We start from the raw sequence: 13,851 nt of genomic DNA, 5'->3' as shown, positions 1-13,851 counted from the left end.
GGGCTTGGCATTCGCGCAGACCTTCCCAAGACAACACGAGTTCTCAGGGAGAACGCACATGGTTGAGACGACCGACATCCAGGTGGACGGCTGGCAGACCCAGAAGCGTCCCCCCATGCTGATCCGCAAGTTCGAGTTCGCCGACTACTCGCAGACGCGCGATTTTCTCGACCGCCTCGCCGAGGTTTCCGAGGAAATGGGTTACCACCCCAGCCTGCAGTTCGACCGCACCCAGGTCTCGGTGAACGTCTCGCCGCTCGAAGAGGCCCTCGGCGATCTGGAGGTGCGCTTCGCCAGGCAGGCGACCGAGCTGGCCGAAAAGACCCGGGCCGAGTCGGACCCGGCTGGCTGACCCCATCGAGGAGGGTGACACCATGGCCGCACACGTCATCGCACTGGCCAATCTCAAGGGCGGCTGTGGCAAGACCACGTTGTCGATCAACCTTGCCTCCGGGCTCGCCCGGCGTGCCGAGGTCGGCCTGATCGACGCCGACCCGCAGGGTGCCCTGCGCCACTGGTCCGGCTGGGGCGAGGCCAAGTCGGGCCTGCCCCGCCTGTTCGACGATCACGACGACGCCCACGCGAACCTGGCCGCGGCCCGCGAGGCCTGCGACTACGTGATCGTCGACTGCCCGCCGTCGCTCGACATGAACGTCACCATCGAGCTGCTGCTCCACAGTCATCAGGTCCTGATCCCGGTTCTCCCCTCGCCTCTCGACCTGTGGGCGAGCGCCGACACCGTCAAGGCGGTGAACAAGGCGCGCGAGAACGGCAACAATGCCCTTCTGGCGGCCCTGTTGCTCAATCAGACCGAACCGCGCAGCGCCATGACCCGTGCCATGCAGAATGCCGTCACGGGACTTGGCTTGCCTGTCCTACCGGCGACCGTGCGCCGCCGGGCCGCCTATCGAACGGCGGTCGTTGAAGGAGTGAGCGTCTACCAGCTTGGCGGCCGCGGTCGTGCGGCGGTGGACGAAATCGAGACCATCATTGACGAGGTAACGCCATCATGAGCAAGTTGGAAGACAAGCTGAGCGCCAGCGTGAAGTCCGAATCCCAGGCCACATCGACCAAGCCGGCCGAGAACGCCAACACCGAATCCAAGTCGTCGACTGCCGGCGGCACGACGGCCAAGCCGGCGGCCTCCAGCTCCACGGCCAGCAAGGCCCCGACCACGCGTCGCGCCCCGGCACGCAAGGCCCCGGCGAAGAAGACGACAACCACGAAGACCGCGGCGAGCAAGCCGGCGGCCAAGAAGCCCGCGACCCGCTCGACGTCGACCGCGGCGAAATCGTCCGAGAAGACCAAGACCCCGGGCCAGGGCAAGCAGCCGCTGCATCCGCGCCGCGTCTGGCCGGACTGATCCCGCCATCAGGCCGGCCCGGCGCCGGCCAACTTTTTCCCTTGCCACCAGCAGAGCCACGATCGATGCCATGACGAGTGCACGGCTAGAAGACCAGGAGCGCCTCGACGAGCTGGGCGAATCCGCCCGCGAGATACTCGAGATCCACTGGGTGGACGCCACCCGCGTGTTCCCGCCGCGTGCGCTCGATGCCTACCTCGAGGGGGCGATCAGCCTGCAATCCCTGGGCCGCGGCGAGGAACTGGTCCTCGCCTACATCGAAAGCCTGCCGCAGGTGGCCCGGGAGATCGGCACCGACGCCGCCTTCGAGCTGCTCTCGATGGCGATCAAGATGTTCTCCAAGACCAGTGCCGCGGTGCTCGTCCTGCTGTTCTCGACCTCGCCGGTGGCCGCGAACCGCCTCGGCGAGGCCTCGCTGTTCCAGCAGTACCTCTCGCTGGTCAACTACATCCTGGCGCAGGCGCCACGCGCCCTGCGCCCCATGCTCACCCAGCTCGACCACCTGCTCGAGGTACTGACCCTCGGCGGCCTGCGCCGCTGGGCGACCTGGGGCATCAACGCCCACCGCAACGACTTCGACGCCCTCGACGCCTACTTCAGCCTCGCCAGCCCCGACGCCGAGGCCGTGCTGAAGAAAGAGCGGCGTGGCACGCTGTTCGTCGACGTCCAGCGGCGCCTGGTGATGTACCTGCGCGCCCTGTGGGCCCGCAACTTCCTGATGCGCCCCACCTCGGGCGACTTCGAGAGCCGGGAGGGCTACCGCCCCTTCATCGAGGGGCCGTTCATCAACCTGCCCGACGCCTTCGACGACTACGTCGACCGAGACGACTCGTCGGTCGACGGCGTCAACCTCTACCGTGCCGCGGCCTCACACGCGGCCGCGCACATGATCTACTCGGGCTTCGATGCCGACTCGGAGGAGGCCTCCAAACTCCAGCAGACCTTCATCGGCCTGATGGAGGATGCGCGCGTCGAGACGCTTGCCGGGCAGGACTTTCCCGGACTGGCACCACTGTGGACGCGCATCGCCCGGATCGCGGTCAACCGCCACGAGGAAACCGACCCCGACCGGATCGGCCCGCTGCTCGACCGTATCGCGCTCGCCCTGCTCGACCCGGACTACGTCGACGACCACCCGCTGGTCGCCCAGGCTCGCAGCGCGATCGACGGCATCCGTGAAGACCTGACGGACTACGATCGCGTTCGCGCCGCCGGCCTGGCGCTGGCCGAACGTGCCGAGGCGCAGGGACTGGTCTTCAGTCCCAGCCAGGACATCCCGAGCGTGCCCTATCGCGACGACAACCGCTTTCTGTTCGAGAAGCCGGAATCCGCGTTCGAGATCCAGCGCGAGGGCAGCGTCGACGACAAGCGTCGCTATGTGAGCCTGATGGAGATGCTCAACACGCTCGACGTGGAGAACATCTCCGCCGAGGATGCCGAAGAGATCTGGGTGCTGGGTACCGAGCTCTACGACAACCACGGGCGCAAGTACTCGGACATCTTCGCCGAGGACCGCACGCTCTCGCCGGTGCACTACCACGAGTGGGACTACATGTCCCAGCTCGAGCGCCCGTACTGGACCACGATCAACGAGAAGCGACCGGCAGACGGCGATCCCGAGGCCATCGACGCGATCCTCGATCGCCACAAGCCGCTGGTGCGGCGCCTCAAGTACCTGATCGAGGGCATCCAGCCGCAGGGCGTGGTGCGCGAGAAGAAGGTCGAGGACGGCGATCAGATCGATCTCAACGCCGCGGTCAGCGCGATGATCGACATCCGCATGGGCCAGACCCCGGACCCGCGGATCAACATCCGCACTCGCCTGCAGGTCCGTGATCTCTCGGTGATGCTGCTGATCGACCTGTCCGAGTCGACCAACGACGTGCTCGGCCGCGGCGACGAGGAAACCACGGTGCTTGACCTCTCGCGCGAGGCGGCCGCGCTGCTGGCCGACGCGATCCACCGCGTGGGCGACCCGTTCGCGATTCACGGCTTCGATTCCAACGGCCGCCACGACGTCGAGTACTACCGTTTCAAGGACTTCGACGAGCCCTACGGCGACAAGGCCAAGGCCCGGCTGGCCGGCATGACCGGGCAGCTCTCCACGCGCATGGGCGCGGCCCTGCGTCACGCCGGTGCGGTGATGCGAAACCGGCCCAGCCAGCGCAAGCTCGTCCTGCTGCTTTCCGACGGCGAGCCCTCGGACAACGACGTGCGCGATCCGCAGTACCTGCGCCACGACACCAAGAAGGCGGTCGAGGAACTGCATCGCCAGGGGGTGGAGACCTTCTGCGTGACCCTCGACCCGCACGCCGACGAATACGTCTCGCGCGTGTTCGGGCCGAGGAACTTCATGGTGCTCGACCACGTCTCGCGACTGCCGGAGAAGCTGCCGGCGCTGTACCTGTCGATGACGCGCTGAACGAATGCTCGGCGATCAGTGCCATCGCCCTCGACGATCAGTGACAGGCGCATCTCACGGCTGCTGATCCCGTCTCGGACCCGGTGGACATGCGAAAACGAGATTTATTTGCAGCGAGCTGGCATCGGCCAGTGACAGATGGAGTAAGGACATGATCGAACTGCAGTGGTTGATCCCGCTATTGCCGGTGCTATCCGCCCTGCTGGTGCACCTGCTCGCCGGCCGGCTCGGCAAGCGGGTCGCCCGGTTGAGCGTCGGCATGGGCGTGATCACCTTTCTCGTCGCCCTCTGGCAGATCGTGGTCTTCATCGCGAGCGACGAGGGCCCGAGCTGGATGGGCATCGGCGGGAACTGGGGCAGCGTCTATCTCGATCCCCTGAGCGCGACCATGGCGCTGGTCGTCGCGGGCTTCAGCCTGATCGTGCACATCTACTCGGTGCGCTACATGGCGGAGGAGCCGGGTTACGCGCGCTTTTTCATGCTGCTGGATCTGATGACGGCGTCGATCCTGCTGTTCGTCACGGCAGGCGACCTCATCACCCTGCTGATCGCCTGGCATCTGGTCAGCGTGATGATGTACTTCCTGCTCGGCCAGAACACCGAGTCGCGACCGGGCGAGCGCTATGCCTTCTGGACCTTCCTGACCTACCGGATCGGCGATCTGCCGATGGTCCTGGCGGCTGTGATCCTGTTCCAGGCCTATGGCGCGCTGGACTTCCCGACGTTGTTCGACCGGCTGATGGCCGCCCCGGAGACCGAGGTGTTCGGCATGCCGGCGGCGATCACCGCGGCCGGGCTGATCGCCCTTTCGGCCTTCGCCAAGTCCGCCCAGTTCCCGCTGCACACCTGGCTGCCCTACACCATGGACGGCCCGACGCCGGTCTCGGCGCTGATGCACGCGGGCATCGTCAATGCCGGCGGCATCATCATCAACCGCTTCGCCCCGGCCTTCGTCAATGCCGACGGGGTACTGCACCTGCTGTTCGTGGTCGGTCTGCTCACGGCCGTGATCGGCTCGGTGCTGATGCTGACCCAGAACGACATCAAGAAGTCGCTGGGCTACTCCACGATGGGCCAGATGGGCTTCATGATCATGGAAACGGGCGTGGGCGCGTTCTCGCTGGCCGTGTTCCACCTGATCGCCCACGGCATGTTCAAGGCGACCATGTTCCTCAGCTCGGGCGACCTGATCGGCGACGCCCGTCGCCATGACGACGTGCCGCAAAACCCGCTGTACACCTTCCTGGTCGACCGCAAGATTGGCAAGGCGACGCGCCTGCCCTGGCTGGCCATCGGCCTGGTCACACTGATCGTGCCGCTGGTCATCCTGCTGCTGGCGCACTGGGCGGTATCGCCGGACTTCTTCCAGAAACAGGGCGCGATCGTGCTGCTGTTCTTCGGCTGGATCACCGGCGTACAGGTGCTGTTCGCCACCCACCGGCTGGATGCGACCAACCCGGTGCGCATGATGCTGATGATCCTGCTCTCGTTCGCCCTGATCGTGATCGGCTACAGCATCATCGGCCACACCTTCGAGACCTTCCTCTACCCGGATGCGGCGTTCCGCGAGGCGCTCTACCACGCCGCGGGGCTCGATGCGATCACCTTCGACGTGCTCGTGATCCTGCTGGGTCTGATCGTGCTGGTCGGCTGGATCGGCAGCTATCTTGCCAGCCGCAAGGAACCGCTGTTCGGCAACCGCTTCACCGAACTGCGGCTGACGCTCTACTCGCTGATCTCGCGCGAGCTGTACATCGCCGACCTCTACGAACGTCTCAGCCAGGCCCTGCTCGAGGGCTCCAAGCGCATCAATGTCTGGATGAGGTGGCGCTGACATGAACACGCTGTTGCTGTTGCTGGCAGGCCTCTTCCTGCCCCTGTTCCCGCTGAGCATGGTCTTCAACTGGCTGCTCGCGCGGTTCGATCATCCCGTCATCCGCGTGGCGCTGATCCTCGTCTGGCCACAGGTCGGCGTGCTGCTGTTGCTGGCCGCCGGGGTGCCGTTGACCGGGAGCGTGTTCCTCTGGTGGGGCCTGATCACCGCCGCCTTCTACGCCTGGCGCCTGCTCACCGTGCGCGAACTGGGCCAGTGGGCCGCCATGCTGGCCACCTCGGCCTTCGCGCTGACCTGGGTGATGGCGGCCGACGGCGCGCGGGCGGTCGACCTGCATGCCTTCGTGCTCGGCTTTGCCGTGGCGCCTGCCCTGCTGGTGGCGGTCACCTCGCTGCTGGAACGCCGTCTGGGCGCGGCCTACTCCGGGCTGATCACCGGCATGGCACGGGACATTCCCCGGCTGGCCGGCCTGATCACGGTGGTACTGCTCGCCGCGATGGCGCTGCCGATCTCGCCCGGCTTCTTCGTCATGCTCGACCTGCTGCTGGAGAGCGACCCGGGGCCCGTGATCCTGGCACTGCTGACCTGGCTGCTGTGGAGCTGGGCGGGCACCCGGCTGTTGCGGGATACGGTCTTCGGCCCTCGTCGCGGCACGCATGTGGCCGACCTGCCCGTTGCGCAGGCCTGGGCCTTCGCGGGCGTGATCGTCGCCGCGGTCGTGTTGAACCTGATCTGGACAGGAGTCTGACGCCATGAGCCGACTGACGCTGGGCCAACGCCTGAAAATCCGTTCCATGGTTCACATGGCCGCCGAACCGATCCCGTTCTTCTGGCCGATGCGGACCTTCATCCACCACAACCCGCTGCATGGCCTCGAACACCTGCCCTTCGAGCAGGGCGTGCGCCAGGGCGAGAAGCTGTTCCACGGCCGCGGCTTCCTGCCGCGCACCGAGTACCAGCGCTACCACGCCGAGGGGAAGGTGGACGACGCCACCCTCGGTGACGACATCCGGCGCTTCCTCGCCGAGCGCGACGGCATCGGCGAACTCGACCTCCACGGCCTGCTGCAGACGTTGCTGTGCCGGACGCCGGAAACGGTCGGCGTGAGGCTGGACCTGGCGGAAGCCGATGACATCAAGTGCGCCATCGACGGCGGTACCCGCTGCGCCGAGACGCCCCCCGACATCGACGCCCTGGAGGAACGCCTTGCGCGGCAGTTCCCGCCCGAGCGGCCGCTGTACGAATCCATCGATCTCCTGTTCGGCACCGAGATCGGCACCACACTCGACGAGCTGGTGATCAAGAGCTGCCTGGACTTCTTCGACGAAGGCCAGTCGACCCTGCAGATGCCGGGACGCGAACACGGCTTCTTCACCGCCTGGAGCGCGCTGGCCAAGCGCAACCTGCGGCTGTTCCTGCGTGGCCTGCACATCAAGAAGATCCTCGCGCAGGACACCTCCGCCGAGGGCGTGATCGTCTACGTTCTCGGCGAGCTGGGTATCGAGGAGGCGCACTGGGACGGCCTGATCACCCGCGAACTGACCCGCCTGCACGGCTGGGCGGGCTTCATCCGCTGGCGCTCGTCGGCCAACCGCTACCACTGGTCGCGGACCTACCCGGGCGACCTGATCGACTTCCTCGCCATCCGGCTGGTGCTGGGGCTGGCACTGATCCGTGAGCATGCGCGTCGCAAGCGTCTGCCCGCCAGCTTCCCGGAACTCGCGCACTACCTCGAGCAGCACACCGCCGAGTGCTATCTGCGCCAGGCATACCACGGCGGCACCGTCCAGCCGGAATGGGCCCACCGGGTCGACGATGCCCTGGCACACAAGCACCCCGGCCACATCAACCGACTGCTGCCCGAGTACCTGCAGGCCGAGCGGATCGCCGAGGCCCGCCGCCAGGCCGACCGCCTGCTCTCGCTTGCCGAGGCCGCCGGCCAGACCGAGGCACTCGAGGCACTCGACGCCGGCCAGATCGACACCCTGTTGACCCTGCTCGACGAGTTCGAGGAAGGCGAAGGGATGATGTGGCTGCGGGCCATGGAGGCGGTCTACCGCAAGTCGATCCTCGACGAGATCAAGCTGCTGCCGCCGGCCAAGCGTGAAAAGCGCCCGTTCGCCCAGGCACTGTTCTGCATCGACGTGCGCTCCGAGCGCATCCGTCGCCAGCTCGAGCATGTCGGCGACTACCAGACGTTCGGCATTGCCGGTTTCTTCGGCGTGCCGGTCAGCTTCATCGGCCTGGGCAAGGGCACCGAGCTGGACCTCTGCCCGGTACAGATCACGCCCAAGAACGTGGTGCTGGAGGTACCCACCGGCGCCACGCAGATCGAGACCGATTTCTACTCCTCGGCCAGCCACGTGCTGCATGACGTGAAGAGCTCCGTGCTCTCGCCGTACTTCACGGTCGAGGCCATCGGCCTGCTGTTCGGCTTCGACATGATCGGCAAGACCGTCGCGCCGCGCGTCTACGACCGCTGGCGCAACCGCATCGAGCCCAAGGATGCCTCGACCCGCCTGTTGATCGACAAGCTGTCGCGCGAGCAGGGCGACTCGATCGTGCGCTCGTTGCAACGGGTGACGATCGTGCGGGCCATCGGCCAGCAGTTCGGCATCGATCGCGACGCGATCACCGACTCGATGATCCGCGAGTTGCGCGAGATCGCGATGGGCAACAAGGAAGGCTCCTCGGAGTTCGCCCGGCAGTTCGCCCTGAGCCCGAGCGCCGAGGCCGACTTCATCGAGACGCTGCGCAACGAGTACCGCATCAACCCGTCGTTCGTCTCCATGCAGATGGAGCGCCTGGGCAAGATCGGCTTTTCCCTCGACGAACAGGTCTACTTCGTCGGCCAGGCATTGCGGATGATGGGGATGAAGGATTCGTTTTCACGTTTCGTCCTGCTCGTCGGTCATGCCAGCGAGTCCGACAACAACCCCTACGAGTCCGCGCTGGACTGCGGGGCCTGCGGTGGCGGCCACGGGCTGGTCTCGGCCCGCGTGCTCGCGCAGATGGCCAACAAGTCCGACGTGCGCCGTCGCCTGGCCGAACAGGGCATCCACATCCCGGATGACACCTGGTTCGTCCCGGCACTGCACAACACCACCTCGGACGAGATCGTGCTCCACGACCTCGACCTGCTGCCGACCAGCCACCTGGTCTACATGGAGCGCCTGCGCAACGGCCTGCGTGCCGCCAGCCGCCTGTGCGCCGCCGAACGCCTGCCGACACTCGAGGACGGCGTCGATCCCGGCCTCGACACCACCACGGCGTACCGTCACATCCAGCGCAACACCAGCGACTGGACCCAGGTACGCCCCGAGTGGGGCCTGGTTCGCAACGCCTCGGTGGTCGTCGGCGGCCGGCACCTGACCGAGGACATGAACCTCGACGGGCGCAGCTTCCTGCTGTCGTACGACTACACGCTCGACACCAAGGGTCGGCTGCTCGACACCATCCTTTCCGGCCCGTTGATCATCGGCGAGTGGATCAACCTAGAGCACTACTTCTCGGCGGTCGACAACGAGGGCTTCGGCAGCGGCTCCAAGGCCTACCACAACGTCGCCGGACGTTTCGGCGTGATGACCGGCAACCTGTCGGACATCCGCACCGGCCTGCCCTCGCAGACGGTGCTCAAGGACGGCCGTCCCTACCACGAGCCGGTCCGGCTGCTGGTCATCATCGAAGCGCCGGTGCCGCACGTGCTGGCCGCCGCCGGGCGCGTGCCCAAGGCACTCAGCCTGATCGTCAACGGCTGGATCAACGTGGTCGTCGCCGATCCCGAAACGGGCCACCTGAACTTCTTCGACCGCGGCGAGTGGCACGACCTGGGGCCGGCACCCCAGCGCGCCAAGCAACTGGAATCCATTGACGCAGAGGAGAGCCCTGCATGAGCAATCTCAAACTCAACCCGCTGAAGAAGCTCGAGATCATCATCGAGGGCGAGCACCAGGAATTCGCCACCGACCTCCTCGACCGTGCCGACGTCAAGGGCTACACCATCGTGGGCAACCTGTCGGGCAAGGGTAGCCAGGGCTTCCACGAAGGCCACCTTATGTTCAACGAGGACGAGGTGCTGATCATGATCATCGCCGCCGTCCCGGAAGAGCTGGTCGAGCCGCTGCTCGAGGGCTTCGCCCCGTTCTTCGACAAGCACAGCGGCGTGGTCTTCGTCTCCGACATCCAGGTCAGCCGCCTGGTCAAGTTCAAGGGCTGATCGCGCCGGGCCTCAAGGCCGGCGCCGCCCCCCACCCATACATCCAAACCGAATCCGAGAGTGCAACATGCTGTTTGATCAATCCCCCCAGAACGGCACCAGCGACAACAACGCCAACGCCGACGAATACCGCATCCAGACCGAGCCCTACTACCGCCCGGTCCACGACGAGGTCGAGCTGTACGAGGCCGCCTACAAGGCCCGCATGCCGATGATGCTCAAGGGCCCGACGGGCTCGGGCAAGACCCGCTTCATCGAGCACATGGCCTGGAAGCTGCAGCGCCCGCTGATCAGCGTGGCCTGCAACGAGGACATGACGGCCTCCGATCTGGTCGGCCGCTACCTCCTGGACAAGGACGGCACCCGCTGGCAGGACGGCCCGCTGACCATGGCCGCGCGCATGGGCGCGATCTGCTACCTCGACGAGATCGTCGAGGCGCGCCAGGACACCACGGTCGTCATCCACCCGCTGACCGACCACCGCCGGGTCCTGCCGCTGGAGAAGAAGGGCGAACTGGTCGAGGCGCACCCCGACTTCCAGATCGTCATCTCCTACAACCCGGGCTACCAGAACCTGATGAAGGACCTCAAGCAGTCGACCAAGCAGCGCTTCGGCGCGCTCGATTTCGACTACCCGGACCCGGAGACCGAGACCGAGATCCTCGCCCACGAGAGCGGGGTCGACCGGGATACCGCCGGCAAGCTGGTCGAGATCGCCCAGCGGGCGCGCAACCTCAAGGGCCACGGGCTGGACGAGGGCATCTCCACCCGCCTGCTGGTCTACGCGGGCAAGCTGATCGCCAAGGGCGTCAACCCCCGCGACGCCTGCTCCATGACCCTGGTCCGTCCGATCACCGACGACCCGGACATGCGCGACACGCTCGACTCGGCGGTCAGCGCGTTCTTCTCTTGAGAAGGAACGTCCGCCCGAACGACAAACGCCCAGCCAATCGGCTGGGCGTTTCGCTTCTGCGTTCCAACAGACGGGGTCAATCCGTGGAGGGCTTCACCTCCACCGCCTGAGGCGCTTGCCCGCCCCACAGCCGCTTGCACAAATACGGCGCATTGCCGTAGCAGTTGTGCGGCCGGTAACTGGACAGGTCCAGTTCGAAGCCCTTGGCCTTCATGCACGCCTCCGCTTGTGAGGCTTCCGCCTTCGACAGGTCGTTGGCCGAGTTGACGTCGTTGTAGCCGCAATCACGCATCTCGGCCTTCACCCGTTCGGTCGCCACTCCGTCCTTCGACCAGGCTTCGTAGACCCAATTCGGCGGCTCAAAACTCGTCGTGGCACAGCCGGTCATGAATGCCAGCGCCCCGGCGGTGAGCGCAATACTTCCCTTCTTCATCTCGTCCTCCTGACGGTTGTGAAGACCGAAGCCATGCTGCTTCGGTCTGTGACTGCTCCTTGTCGTTCATCTCCCACCCAAGACGAAGGTCAGGGCGATGTCACGGATGGCCGGATCGGCCGGGCGCCGCCCGTCTTGTAATCGTGCCAGCGACGCGGGGATTCGCCTCGGCGGAGGGCGGCGTCGTAGTGGGCCTTGGTCACCACGAACACGCAGGCGCGAAACTCGCCGTTCTCGACCATGCGATCGACGATCGAGCGGGCGGCACCGATCGCCGACGGCTCGTCTACGTGAACGGCGATGATTTCATCTTCCCGATCCAGCACGTACCACATGGTTGTCCCTCCCCGCCGGCAGCTCGACCCCGTTACTCAGCGAACGGCGCATGCAAGGCCCACCGTCTCGCTTCCGAGGTGGATACGATAACCGATTGCGGGGTGGGTCGGACCCTCACGCGGCGCATCGGACGAGCAGACCCCGCGACGAACCCTCGAAGCTCGCTTCACCACGCGGGCCGAAGGACGCCCGTCACTTCATGTAGGCATAGCCCTCGTGCTGCAGCTCGATGATCTCGGCGTCGGCCATGGGCACCACCTCGACGAACCCGTGCACGTCCTCGGGCTCGACGTCGTGAAGGGCCGCGGCCGCCGCGCACATGCGGTACTCGATATTGCCAGCCACGGTAAGCGACTGCGCCCGCTCCATGAGTTCCTTGTTCTCCTCGTACTTCTCGTGAGTGAACAGCGGGATCTCGTCGCCGTGCAGGACCACCACGATATGCGCATCGAACCCGTCGCCGGCGTATTCGTTGTTCAGGTGACTGACCCGTCCGATGATGCTGTTGAGTTCCTCGGCATCGGCCGCCCCCACGTCGTACACCACCTTGTCGGGCTGGTAGTCCTTCTCGGTCAGCTCGGCCGTGCCCCAGGGACGGTTGTCGCTGGCGATCGCCATGGTAAGGGTCATGGCCGGCAACAGGCAGGCAAACAGCAAGGCTCGCTTGATCATCGCTTCCTCCTTGAATCCCGGCGGGATTGTCGTGTTCTCCCTGTCGACGGTAGCCGACCCCTGGTGCAATACCAATTACTTTGTCTGTTATTCGATAAGGCGCTACTCGATCAAACACGCGTACAAAAACAAAGCACCCGACTCGTGGTCGGGCGTGTTTCGTCTTGGTTAGGGGTCAACTCTCTTCGTGCAGACGTCCTTCCACGTACTTGTGCAAAATGCTCGAGACCAGCGTCTGGTAGGGAATACCTTCGGCCAATGCCTTCTTCTGCAATCCTCTCAGATCCCTGGAAGACAAGCGGATGTTGATTCGGGCGTCCTTGCGAAAGGTTGCCTGGGCATAGGATTCGTGGTGTCCCTTTAGCTCTTCGGCATGCTCGGACCGTTTGAGGCGCCCGGTCTCGAAGGCCTCCAAGACGTCTCGCTCTTCGTCGTCCAATCGGTTCATATCAGACCGCACAAAAACTCATATCCCGATTATCGATACCGAGTCCGGATCGGGAACTGGCAACCAACGGGTCAACCGTTGACCTTGCTACGGATATGATCGATGACTTCCCCGTGCTCTTTCTGCGGGCTGAACATCACGATGTCAGTGTCTTCTTCGGCTCTGACGCTATGCCCCGGCGGCCAGTAGAACAGGTCTCCCGTTCTCGACGTTTCCTCATCGCCATCTGTATACATAGCGGTTATCGCGCCCTCTACCACATATCCCCAATGTGGACTCTGGCAACTGTCGTCCTCAAGTCCATGCAACAACTCCGTGATATCGGTGCCCGCGGCAAAGGAAAAGAATTCGGCGCCCATCTTTCCGTATCCGGTTACATCGCCGAAGCCAACCTGCCGTCGGGCAGTTGCACCGGGCGCCGCGATTTGAACGGGGATGTCTTCTTTTGCGATACGCATAGCACTACCCTCCACGTCGTGGTATCTCACGTACCATCCTGACCACGCCCGCCCCCAATCGGTCGTCTGTCGGAAACGGGCCGGATGGGGACGGGACCAGCTACCAAGCCGCACTCTTACGCGCAAAGCCCAAGTAACGTGGCACACACCATCCTCCTAGAAGTGTAGATACTGACGCCAAAACTATCCGTCGAACCCCGAAGCGAAAAGCCGGCATCTCGAAAAACCGTCCCGACCCGCCCGACTACACTACAAGAAGCCGCTGGCTGGCAAGAGCGATGCATCCAGCGATGCGACGCGACATATCAATGGAAACGGCGGATGCAGACCGTCCATCATCGACACTCTCCGAGCGCACTTCGTACGCCTCGGTGCGCTCCGCGCAAATCAAGAGTAACTCATGCTCACGAGGGACATGCATGTCCACACCCGCACGCATTGCGACAATCGGGAGCAACAGGTTTCTCGAGGTTTCAGGACCTGTCAGGGGACTTGCGATTCCCGGGGCTCATCTGCCCATGACCAGATCGGTCACTCGCATACCGACAGGACATACACCTTCAACAATCAAACTCCACATCCGGGGGATGAAGTCGATCCCCGGCCTACGCGAAGCAAAAACGAAAAACGCCCGGCTGCTTAGCCGGGCGTTTCGATTGTCGATCATCGGCCGTAGCCGAGGACAAAGGCATCCTAGTTAGCGGTTGCCGCTGCGACCACCGCCGCCGCGACCGCCGCGGCCACCACCCGGACGAC

The 13,851-nt window shown here is 65.0% G+C and carries 14 protein-coding genes; 9 read left to right on the top strand and 5 right to left on the bottom strand.

Annotation, left to right across the window (positions count from 1 at the left end; genetic code table 11):
- Nucleotides 1-58 precede the first annotated feature (58 nt).
- The 9 genes from ACLFRM_RS06665 to ACLFRM_RS06625 all read left to right on the top strand — a co-directional run bounded on the left by ACLFRM_RS06665 (nucleotide 59) and on the right by ACLFRM_RS06625 (nucleotide 10,748).
- Nucleotides 59-352 carry a 4a-hydroxytetrahydrobiopterin dehydratase gene (locus ACLFRM_RS06665; RefSeq protein ID WP_410754952.1) on the top strand — a complete coding sequence of 98 codons (294 nt, stop codon included), beginning with the start codon at nucleotides 59-61 and terminating at the stop codon, nucleotides 350-352.
- Between the two features lie 22 nt (nucleotides 353-374).
- Nucleotides 375-1,013 carry a ParA family partition ATPase gene (parA, locus tag ACLFRM_RS06660; RefSeq protein WP_410754950.1) on the top strand — a complete coding sequence of 213 codons (639 nt, stop codon included), beginning with the start codon at nucleotides 375-377 and terminating at the stop codon, nucleotides 1,011-1,013.
- Complete coding sequence (locus tag ACLFRM_RS06655) at nucleotides 1,010-1,363, top strand: hypothetical protein (protein WP_410754949.1); 354 nt, start codon at nucleotides 1,010-1,012, stop codon at nucleotides 1,361-1,363. Before parA ends, ACLFRM_RS06655 begins: the two co-directional genes overlap by 4 nt.
- 70 nt (nucleotides 1,364-1,433) lie before the next feature.
- The gene (locus ACLFRM_RS06650; protein ID WP_410754948.1) at nucleotides 1,434-3,785 is read left to right on the top strand and encodes a nitric oxide reductase activation protein NorD; all 2,352 of its coding nucleotides are present in this window, start codon (nucleotides 1,434-1,436) and stop codon (nucleotides 3,783-3,785) included.
- A 151-nt stretch (nucleotides 3,786-3,936) separates the two neighbouring features.
- The gene (locus ACLFRM_RS06645) at nucleotides 3,937-5,619 is read left to right on the top strand and encodes an NADH-quinone oxidoreductase subunit L (RefSeq protein WP_410754947.1); all 1,683 of its coding nucleotides are present in this window, start codon (nucleotides 3,937-3,939) and stop codon (nucleotides 5,617-5,619) included.
- A 1-nt stretch (nucleotide 5,620) separates the two neighbouring features.
- Nucleotides 5,621-6,367, top strand: a complete 747-nt coding sequence (locus ACLFRM_RS06640; protein WP_410754946.1) for a hypothetical protein — start codon at nucleotides 5,621-5,623, stop codon at nucleotides 6,365-6,367.
- A gap of 4 nt (nucleotides 6,368-6,371) precedes the next feature.
- On the top strand, nucleotides 6,372-9,512 hold the full coding sequence (locus tag ACLFRM_RS06635; protein ID WP_410754945.1) for a DUF2309 domain-containing protein: 3,141 nt from the start codon (nucleotides 6,372-6,374) through the stop codon (nucleotides 9,510-9,512).
- Nucleotides 9,509-9,835 carry a P-II family nitrogen regulator gene (locus tag ACLFRM_RS06630; RefSeq protein WP_058575608.1) on the top strand — a complete coding sequence of 109 codons (327 nt, stop codon included), beginning with the start codon at nucleotides 9,509-9,511 and terminating at the stop codon, nucleotides 9,833-9,835. The genes ACLFRM_RS06635 and ACLFRM_RS06630 overlap by 4 nt, the downstream gene beginning before the upstream one ends.
- A 67-nt stretch (nucleotides 9,836-9,902) precedes the next feature.
- Entirely contained in the window at nucleotides 9,903-10,748 is an 846-nt protein-coding gene (locus ACLFRM_RS06625; RefSeq protein ID WP_410754944.1) for a CbbQ/NirQ/NorQ/GpvN family protein, read from the top strand.
- 76 nt (nucleotides 10,749-10,824) lie between these two features.
- Here ACLFRM_RS06625 and ACLFRM_RS06620 read toward each other — a convergent pair whose 3' ends face one another.
- The 5 genes from ACLFRM_RS06620 to ACLFRM_RS06600 all read right to left on the bottom strand — a co-directional run bounded on the left by ACLFRM_RS06620 (nucleotide 10,825) and on the right by ACLFRM_RS06600 (nucleotide 13,095).
- A complete protein-coding gene (locus tag ACLFRM_RS06620) occupies nucleotides 10,825-11,181 on the bottom strand; it encodes a hypothetical protein (protein ID WP_410754943.1) in 357 nt (118 codons plus the stop codon).
- Nucleotides 11,182-11,270: 89 nt separating this feature from the next.
- Nucleotides 11,271-11,516, bottom strand: a complete 246-nt coding sequence (locus ACLFRM_RS06615) for a hypothetical protein (protein WP_410754942.1) — start codon at nucleotides 11,514-11,516, stop codon at nucleotides 11,271-11,273.
- 193 nt (nucleotides 11,517-11,709) lie between these two features.
- Entirely contained in the window at nucleotides 11,710-12,189 is a 480-nt protein-coding gene (locus tag ACLFRM_RS06610; protein WP_410754941.1) for a DsrE family protein, read from the bottom strand.
- Nucleotides 12,190-12,364: 175 nt separating this feature from the next.
- Nucleotides 12,365-12,637: an antitoxin gene (locus ACLFRM_RS06605; protein WP_410754939.1), complete on the bottom strand. Its 273-nt coding sequence runs from the start codon at nucleotides 12,635-12,637 to the stop codon at nucleotides 12,365-12,367.
- Nucleotides 12,638-12,708: 71 nt separating this feature from the next.
- Nucleotides 12,709-13,095 (bottom strand): cupin domain-containing protein, encoded by a 387-nt coding sequence (locus ACLFRM_RS06600; RefSeq protein ID WP_410754938.1) that lies wholly within the window; start codon nucleotides 13,093-13,095, stop codon nucleotides 12,709-12,711.
- Between the last annotated feature and the right edge of the window lie 756 nt (nucleotides 13,096-13,851).

Source organism: Guyparkeria sp., from assembly GCF_046540515.1.
In the GTDB taxonomy this organism is placed as follows: domain Bacteria; phylum Pseudomonadota; class Gammaproteobacteria; order Halothiobacillales; family Halothiobacillaceae; genus Guyparkeria.
Note: the sequence above shows the minus strand (reverse complement) of the source record. Positions and strands in the feature narration are given on the sequence as shown.

Excerpts from the sequence above, each read along its gene's own strand:
- ACLFRM_RS06630 (WP_058575608.1), top strand. The coding sequence starts at position 9,509 with ATGAGCAATCTCAAACTCAACCCGCTGAAGAAGCTCGAGATCATCATC.
- ACLFRM_RS06650 (WP_410754948.1), top strand. The coding sequence starts at position 1,434 with ATGACGAGTGCACGGCTAGAAGACCAGGAGCGCCTCGACGAGCTGGGC.
- ACLFRM_RS06655 (WP_410754949.1), top strand. The coding sequence starts at position 1,010 with ATGAGCAAGTTGGAAGACAAGCTGAGCGCCAGCGTGAAGTCCGAATCC.
- ACLFRM_RS06640 (WP_410754946.1), top strand. The coding sequence starts at position 5,621 with ATGAACACGCTGTTGCTGTTGCTGGCAGGCCTCTTCCTGCCCCTGTTC.
- parA (WP_410754950.1), top strand. The coding sequence starts at position 375 with ATGGCCGCACACGTCATCGCACTGGCCAATCTCAAGGGCGGCTGTGGC.
- ACLFRM_RS06635 (WP_410754945.1), top strand. The coding sequence starts at position 6,372 with ATGAGCCGACTGACGCTGGGCCAACGCCTGAAAATCCGTTCCATGGTT.
- ACLFRM_RS06600 (WP_410754938.1), bottom strand. The coding sequence starts at position 13,095 with ATGCGTATCGCAAAAGAAGACATCCCCGTTCAAATCGCGGCGCCCGGT.
- ACLFRM_RS06665 (WP_410754952.1), top strand. The coding sequence starts at position 59 with ATGGTTGAGACGACCGACATCCAGGTGGACGGCTGGCAGACCCAGAAG.
- ACLFRM_RS06625 (WP_410754944.1), top strand. The coding sequence starts at position 9,903 with ATGCTGTTTGATCAATCCCCCCAGAACGGCACCAGCGACAACAACGCC.
- ACLFRM_RS06610 (WP_410754941.1), bottom strand. The coding sequence starts at position 12,189 with ATGATCAAGCGAGCCTTGCTGTTTGCCTGCCTGTTGCCGGCCATGACC.
- ACLFRM_RS06615 (WP_410754942.1), bottom strand. The coding sequence starts at position 11,516 with ATGTGGTACGTGCTGGATCGGGAAGATGAAATCATCGCCGTTCACGTA.
- ACLFRM_RS06620 (WP_410754943.1), bottom strand. The coding sequence starts at position 11,181 with ATGAAGAAGGGAAGTATTGCGCTCACCGCCGGGGCGCTGGCATTCATG.
- ACLFRM_RS06605 (WP_410754939.1), bottom strand. The coding sequence starts at position 12,637 with ATGAACCGATTGGACGACGAAGAGCGAGACGTCTTGGAGGCCTTCGAG.
- ACLFRM_RS06645 (WP_410754947.1), top strand. The coding sequence starts at position 3,937 with ATGATCGAACTGCAGTGGTTGATCCCGCTATTGCCGGTGCTATCCGCC.